The organism is Tissierella sp. (genome assembly GCF_032104385.1).
Lineage (GTDB): Bacteria > Bacillota > Clostridia > Tissierellales > Tissierellaceae > Tissierella.
Map to the genome: position 1 here is coordinate 140100 of NZ_DAMCHJ010000001.1, position 7109 is coordinate 147208.

Annotated in this window: 11 protein-coding genes; 4 read left to right on the forward strand and 7 right to left on the reverse strand. The window is 30.9% G+C overall.

Going from position 1 to position 7109, the window contains the following annotated elements:
• Positions 1-10: 10 nt before the first annotated feature.
• The 6 genes from RT714_RS00595 to saoL form a co-directional block, all read right to left on the reverse strand.
• Positions 11-1426 carry an aminotransferase class I/II-fold pyridoxal phosphate-dependent enzyme gene (locus RT714_RS00595; RefSeq protein WP_313755932.1) on the reverse strand — a complete coding sequence of 472 codons (1416 nt, stop codon included), beginning with the start codon at positions 1424-1426 and terminating at the stop codon, positions 11-13.
• A gap of 197 nt (positions 1427-1623) precedes the next feature.
• Positions 1624-1815 carry a sigma factor G inhibitor Gin gene (locus tag RT714_RS00600; RefSeq protein WP_072974864.1) on the reverse strand — a complete coding sequence of 64 codons (192 nt, stop codon included), beginning with the start codon at positions 1813-1815 and terminating at the stop codon, positions 1624-1626.
• Between the two features lie 143 nt (positions 1816-1958).
• Positions 1959-2597 (reverse strand): 50S ribosomal protein L25, encoded by a 639-nt coding sequence (locus tag RT714_RS00605; protein WP_313755683.1) that lies wholly within the window; start codon positions 2595-2597, stop codon positions 1959-1961.
• 87 nt (positions 2598-2684) lie between these two features.
• Positions 2685-2945, reverse strand: coding sequence for a pro-sigmaK processing inhibitor BofA family protein (locus RT714_RS00610; RefSeq protein WP_313755684.1), 261 nt, complete (start codon positions 2943-2945; stop codon positions 2685-2687).
• A gap of 70 nt (positions 2946-3015) precedes the next feature.
• Positions 3016-3276: a DUF2508 family protein gene (locus RT714_RS00615; RefSeq protein WP_313755685.1), complete on the reverse strand. Its 261-nt coding sequence runs from the start codon at positions 3274-3276 to the stop codon at positions 3016-3018.
• 55 nt (positions 3277-3331) lie between these two features.
• Positions 3332-4000 carry a MerB-like organometallic lyase SaoL gene (gene saoL / locus RT714_RS00620; protein ID WP_313755686.1) on the reverse strand — a complete coding sequence of 223 codons (669 nt, stop codon included), beginning with the start codon at positions 3998-4000 and terminating at the stop codon, positions 3332-3334.
• 175 nt (positions 4001-4175) lie between these two features.
• Here saoL and saoD point away from each other — a divergent pair, with 175 nt between their 5' ends.
• The 4 genes from saoD to saoC are packed head-to-tail and all read left to right on the forward strand — an operon-like array spanning position 4176 to position 6411.
• Positions 4176-4508 (forward strand): DsrE-related protein SaoD, encoded by a 333-nt coding sequence (gene saoD / locus RT714_RS00625; RefSeq protein ID WP_313755687.1) that lies wholly within the window; start codon positions 4176-4178, stop codon positions 4506-4508.
• Positions 4509-4560: 52 nt separating this feature from the next.
• Complete coding sequence (gene saoT / locus RT714_RS00630; RefSeq protein WP_313755688.1) at positions 4561-4830, forward strand: thioredoxin-like (seleno)protein SaoT; 270 nt, start codon at positions 4561-4563, stop codon at positions 4828-4830.
• A gap of 7 nt (positions 4831-4837) precedes the next feature.
• Positions 4838-5926 (forward strand): efflux transporter SaoE, encoded by a 1089-nt coding sequence (gene saoE, locus RT714_RS00635; RefSeq protein WP_313755689.1) that lies wholly within the window; start codon positions 4838-4840, stop codon positions 5924-5926.
• 14 nt (positions 5927-5940) lie between these two features.
• Positions 5941-6411, forward strand: coding sequence for a Cys-Cys-COOH (seleno)protein SaoC (gene saoC / locus RT714_RS00640; RefSeq protein WP_313755690.1), 471 nt, complete (start codon positions 5941-5943; stop codon positions 6409-6411).
• A gap of 54 nt (positions 6412-6465) precedes the next feature.
• On the opposite strand, the gene saoX is transcribed toward saoC, so the two are convergent.
• A partial coding sequence (gene saoX / locus RT714_RS00645) for an ABC transporter substrate-binding subunit SaoX (protein ID WP_313755691.1) occupies positions 6466-7109 on the reverse strand: 644 nt, incomplete at its 5' end.

A 7109-nucleotide genomic window follows, 5' to 3' on the forward strand; every position in this document is an offset into this window, starting at 1 on the left:
TCTTCCTTTCTTATTCCACTACAACTAGTCTATCTTTATTATAGCCCATTAAACCTACTATTTCTATACCGTTTTCCATTAAGAAAGTAATTTGCTCATATAATTCTTGAGTTATTTCCTCACCTGGCACTACTAATGGCACCCCTGGCGGATATGGAATAATGGAAGTTGCAGATACTTTCCCTATACTATATTTTAATTCTACTTGTTTTTTACTGCTATGATATGCTTCATATATAGGCATTATAAATTGCGGAGCTGGCAGCTTAATACTAACTGGTGTTATCTCCTCACAGGGAGCAGTCTTTGCCAAATCTTCTACTGCTGCTATTAATCTCTCATAGTCCTCTTCTTCATTCATAAAGGATGTAAGAGCTAGGGCATAGTAATAATCGGTCATTTCTAATCTTATATTGTATTTAGAATATAATTGTTTCTTTACTTGAGAACCTCTCATACCATCTATTCTAAATAGAATTTTTGTATTGTCCTTAGCAAATATTGTCTTATCATTTTCGTCACCAGTAAATACAAATACTCTATCTATAGCATTAAGTCTTTTTATTGTTTCTTCGCATTTATCTATATTCCAATCTAATTTTTTCCTTGCTTCTTCTGTATCCATATAAGCTGTTGCTATTTCATTTGATGCAGTGAACAAATATGACGGGGAAGTAGTGGTATACAATTGAAATCTATCCCTAAGTTTATTTAAATCCACTCTATCAGTTCCTACATGAATCATTGACGTTTGGGTAAAACTTGCCAGAGTCTTATGTGTGCTGTGAATTACTATATCTGCACCACAGGCCAAAGCTGGTTTAGGAAGTCTTTCTGAAAACGTCATATGAGGTCCATGAGCTTCATCAACCATTAATATTCTATTATGCTTGTGAACTATATCTGCTATGGTTTCTAAATCTGAGCATACTCCATAATAGTTTGGATATGTTATAACTACTGATTTAATCTCTTCATCTTCAGATAAAATATTATCTATCTCCTCTGGGGCTAAACCAGTCATTACATTGTATTCTTCATTATAATTTGGATACATATATACTGGATTTAGTCTATTTAATATCATGGCATTATATACTGCTTTATGGCAGTTTCTTTGAACTAATATCTTATCTCCAGGTTTAGTTATTGTAGCCAATGCTATATATATGCTTCCAGTTGAACCATTTACTGCATATTGTGTATGTTTTGCACCAAAGACCTTAGATGCTAACTCTTGACTTTCCCCTATAATGCTCCTTGGATCCAGCAAGTTATCCATTCCTTCTGTCTCTGTTGTGTCTATATAGGGTATATAATCCCCCCAATTAATCAACGTATTTTTACCTTTATGCCCAGGCATATGAAAAAATACACTGTCTTCTTCCATCAATCTCTTTAATGCATCAAATACGGGAGTTTTCATTCCCAAACATCATCCTCCTAATAAAAATAAATTTTCTTATAACGAATAGGAAATTTCTACTTTTCTCTTTTTCATTTTAGAAATTTCCTTCAATGAGTTTCAAGAAAAACTACCTCTAGTACATCTTTAGAAGTTTTTCTTACTTATTATATATCACTTTTATCAATATATAAACCATAAATTTAAAAAACCCTGTATTAATTTACAGGGTTTAGTTGATGCTTTTCTGATATGTAATATCCTAACAAAATTCTAATCAGATTTTTATATAAATCATAGGTTTCATCAAATACAGATATGCCTGTAATTTCATCTATGCATTTTTTGCAAATGCATTGGCTAAATAAACTTATCATTACATTATCACTGCCACATATTTTACAATACATAAACTCAACCCCTTACATTAGTTTCCCATTAGAATTATTGCCTTAATACTATATTTTATTCAGATTAATTTATTTCGTGCTTGGCAAGAGGTAAGTATTTAAAATAAAAAACCCATAAAGAAAACTCCTTATGGGTCACTATATTATTCTTCAGATTCAATTACATCTGGTGCTGCTTCCGTTGCCTCTGGTATATCACCATCGTCATCTTCATCTTCTTTATTTATGGATGGCTGACCTAATGTACAAACTACATCGTCAAGATCCCTTAATATTGTAATTTTATTATCATCAGCCAAACTTAAATCTTTCACCATAATTGGTGTTGTAAAATCCATGTCTGCTACGTCAACTTCTGCACCATTTGGAATATCAGAAGGTAAACATTCAATTTCAATTTGATCTAGTATTTGAGTTAAAATTGAAGGTTGAAGTTTTATATTGTCCCTATTAAGCAATACAATTGGAACAGTCATTTTTACCTTTTCGTCCATGTTTAATTTTTGGAAATCAACATGAAGTATTTGATTTTTTACAGGATCTCTTTGTATTTCTTTTATAATAGCTGGTATTGTTGTACCTTCTAATTCCAATCCCAATAGAGATGCACTTCCTGCTGATTTATATACTCTTAAAAATTCTGATGAGTCTACTGAAACACTAACAGTTTCTCCACCCCTGCTATATACAACTGCAGGTATAACATTATTTTTTCTCATTTTCTTTACTAGGTTTTTTCCAGAATCTGTCCTCTTCTGTATCTGCATTTTTATAGCTGTCATGTAATATACCCCCTATTCTTTTTCTAGTATACTTTAATAGCATATCATATTCTGATTATTTGGGCAAATATTAACCATGTATATCTGTTATATCATTACTTGAAGTATTAATAATAATATTACTCCCGGAACCCCTAGGAATCCTACTATAATAGCATTTAGCGGATTAATCACTATGCTTAATCCAAAATACTTTCCTATGAAATTAAAAAGTAATAATGTTATTCCTCCTAAAACTCCATTCCATATTAATTTGATTATTTTCTTAATTGGCCATACAAGTATAATTCCTACAATATATAATAAAAACAATCCCATAATATAATAAAAAATTGTACTTAATCCCATTTTCTTCCCCCCTAATTCTTATTATACTATAATTATAGAGGAATTTAAGGAAATATTACATATTTTTGTACTAGCCACTAATAGAAATATCTTCATCTTTAGATTCTTCCTGGAGTGCAGAACTCATGTCCCATTCCTTCATCTGCTTTAATAAATATATATATTTGAGTTTAGACGCTTCCATATCATATATAGCATAATCTATTAAATCTGGGTCTGTAACACTTTCAAAGTAGTTTTCTTTATCTTTCCATTCTTTATGAGCTAGTCTCAAATTTGCTAGCATTTCTTCTCTTGAATAGTCTTTTTCCTTTTTCCTAAAATTCATCATAAAAACACCCCCTAATTCTTATCATTATCATTGACAAAAACTAAGAGGTATATACCTATATATCTGTCACACTAAATAACATTTTTGAAACTCTAATAGCTTCTTCTGCATTTAAGCAAAATATTTCTGCTCTATTTAATCCCATATTATCAACCCATAAATTATACTCTTTCTCCCTACAGAAGAAATTCATAATATTTCAGCAGCTTCCTGACCAATTGGCATTTTTATTTAAATCTACATGAAGTATATGTAAATTGCTAGGCTCGTAGCTATGAAGTTTCCCATCTTTAACAATTACCTTGATATCAGAACCGCAATTACTACATGTGGATACTATCTCTACGTTTTGTTTAAAGGTAAATGCTGCACCAATTGCATCTATGGCACACATGGCTGTAAATTCTCTGCCGTCTTGCAGTTTTACTCTATGATTTGTAGGAATTGCTGAAACCGGATAGATAAAATTAATGTTTCCATCTTCGTCTGCTACTATTATGTTTTTCTCAATCAAACCATTTAATATACTATTTAATTCTTCATTTGGTATCCTTGTATCTTCAATAATTATAAAAGAATTATTTATTTTAAACGGTTCTTTATTATCAATGACATAATTCATCAAATATCTTCTTATTTTTTTTTCCTTATCTAAAAGTTTGCTATCTATACTAACTATTTCTAACTGCTCATTAGAATAATATCTATAATTAGATTGCTCCATAAATATCAGCCCTTTCTAATAAATCTATCACTTTATTAAGATATCACCTTTCCTTAAGCTTGTTAAATAGATATTCTTAATAAGCATACTTTCTGCTATAAATTAATTTAATTGTCATTTTTTATACAATTATGGTATTATTTAAAGGATTTCAATAATATAAGGGGGCGTTTTTGTGAAAGTTGCATATGTTATTAGTTCTGATAATTCTAGAGCTATTTTAAGAGATATGGTAATTCCACAGTTAGAATCAGGTAATCATGGAGCCGAAGTTGTAGGTATGTTCTTTGTATTTGATAATACCTTCTTGCTATTAAAAGATACGGATATTGGCGAAAGACTTCAAAAATTACATGAGGAAACTGGAATGATACTTCTAGCTTGCGATCAATGTGCAATTGAAAGACAAATAGAAAATAATCTGGTGCAAGGTGCCACTATCGGTTGCTTCCCAGTGTTATATGGTGCCCTTGGTTCAGTAGATCTTGACCAAGTAATTACATTCTAGAACTATGAGGTCCGTTTATACGGACTTTTTTATTTATTATGGAGGTGATATTTTGAAGAAAGTCTTAGTTGAATTTATTAATACCTGAACTGGATGTGACGGTCATACCCGTGCTGTAGAGGCTGCTGCAGCTAAATATAAAGACAAGGTGGATGTAAAAATTTATTATGCTGGTAAAAATATGGATTATGTAAAAAAATATGGCGTAATATTTAGAGGGACTTTAATTATTAACGAAAAAAAGAAAATTCAAAGAATATCCAAAGATATTATTGAAAAAGAAATTGAACTAGCAGTAAAAGAATTAAATGAAAGGAGTTGATTTATAATTGATTTTATTAAGTTTTTTAAAGAGCATCTTATTAGCATCTATGAATATGCTCAATGGTGCATCTAGTTGGATAGTTTTTAGCTTTATTATTGCAGGACTTTTACATGACACCATATCTCCAGCTAGATTTCATAAGTCATTAGGAAATACTAAACTTAGCTCAATTCTAAAGGTAACTATCTCAGGTATGTTTTTACCGATATGTAGCTGTGGGACAATCCCCCTAGGGCTTAGTATGTATTATTCAGGAGCATATCTAGGACCAGTACTAGCTTTTATGACTTCCACACCTATTATCAATCCTATAGCCGTTGTACTTAGTTATGGTTTATTAGGAAAAGAACTTACTATTATATACATAGCTGTTGGTTTTTTCTTACCTTTTGTCATAGGTATAATTGCCAATACCTTTGGAGGTAAGGAATTGAAAAAAGAAGGAATAGAGGCGGAAATCCTTAATACCTCTTTAATAGAAGAAGAAAATACAACTATTCTTGATAAACTTAAATCTGGAATGAGTTGGGTTATAAACGATTTAGCCATTGTAGTAAGTAAATACATTATTATGGGAATGTTGTTTGGTGGATTTATTCTTACTGCATTTCCCAGTTCATTTATTGAAAAATATTTAGGAAATCCTGGTATGTTATCATTATGGAATATAGCAATTCTTGCAACAGTAATGTATGTTTGTGCAGTAGGTCATATACCATTTATTGCTGCTTTAATTGCTAGTGGTGCCTCACCTGGTGCTTCTATCACTTTCTTGATGGCAGGTGCAGCTACAAATTTCCCAGAGTTAATAAGTATATATAATGTAATTGGTAAAAGAGCTGCTATAATGTACGCATCAATTGTATCTATTGCGTCACTTTTAGTTGGTTACTTTACAAATAAATTACTTATGCCTGGTTTTAAGCCTGTGATTAATATTGATACTGTAGATAATTCAATCCAATATGCAAATAAGCTAATGTTTATAGCCCCCCAGCCTCTTAAATATATATGTTCTTTAATTATAGTTTGCTTTTTTATAAAGTCTATAATCCCTAAGGCAAAGGATTTACTGGCTGAATTTACTAATTAAACGAGGTAATAAAAATGAAGAAAAAAATCAAAGTCTTATTAATAGCATTAATAATATTTTCGCTGGGTTTATTTATCTACATAGAGGATAATAGGCAAAAATTAATTGACTTCGGAGTAGATTACGATAATGAACTTCTACTACATTTTAAAGAAAATTTTCCTGATAATGAAGTAATTAAATGTGGGTATGAAGATTTAAATGGTGATGGAATAAAGGATTTGCTAGTAATATACAATGTTTCTCGCAGAAAAAATGAAATGCTAGTGGTTATTGATTACGGCGATAGTTATAAATTTTCTGAAAGCACACCTGCTCCGTTAGATAATCAAAAGATAGAATTTAAAGACATAGATAAAACTCCACCTATGGAAGTTATAGTTTCTGGTTCAAAAGATGGTAATTTTGGATATGCCATATTTCGACTCATTGACGATACTATATTTAAAGATTTATTTGGTGAAGGTATGGAAGATTGCTGTTAATATATTAGAAAATGGAGCTATTTTATATAATAGCTCCATTTTTTATATAATACATTAATCCTTAATACCATCTATTGTTTTTGCCTTAGTCATCCATTCTTCATAAGAAAGGCCTATTGGAAATTCTTTATTGATCTTTTCTTCTATAAATGTATTAAAATCCTCAATACCACATGTTTCTAGTAAGTTAGTAGACATAAACTTTTCATAATCATCTATATTTGGAATTTCTTCTTCTGGGATATTGAAATCATAATAATATTGTATATAATTATCTAAATTTTCCTGTGAAAATTGCCATGTAATAGTCCTGCCCTCTGCTACAGTTTTCATATAAACCGTTCTAAGACCTACTTCTGGCGGAACTCCAAACCCTTCTGCAAACATCATGCCTGCATTATATGGATGCTCATATAAATATTTTATTGCCAGTGCATGGGCTAATACTAATCTCCTTGCTAATTCTGGATGTTCTTCTTTAAAATCATTGTTCATACAATAAATACAACACATTCCCCAACCTTCTTCATGGTCCTCTGAAACATGAGCCCCCCATCCTGTTGCCATGATTTTACCAATTCCTTCAAACTCTGCTTGAGAAGCATAAGGGTCACAACAGGAGAAACCATCTAGTTGACCTGCCTTTAATGCAAACAGTTTATCTTTATCTCCCATATCAACTACTTCATAATTTTCTA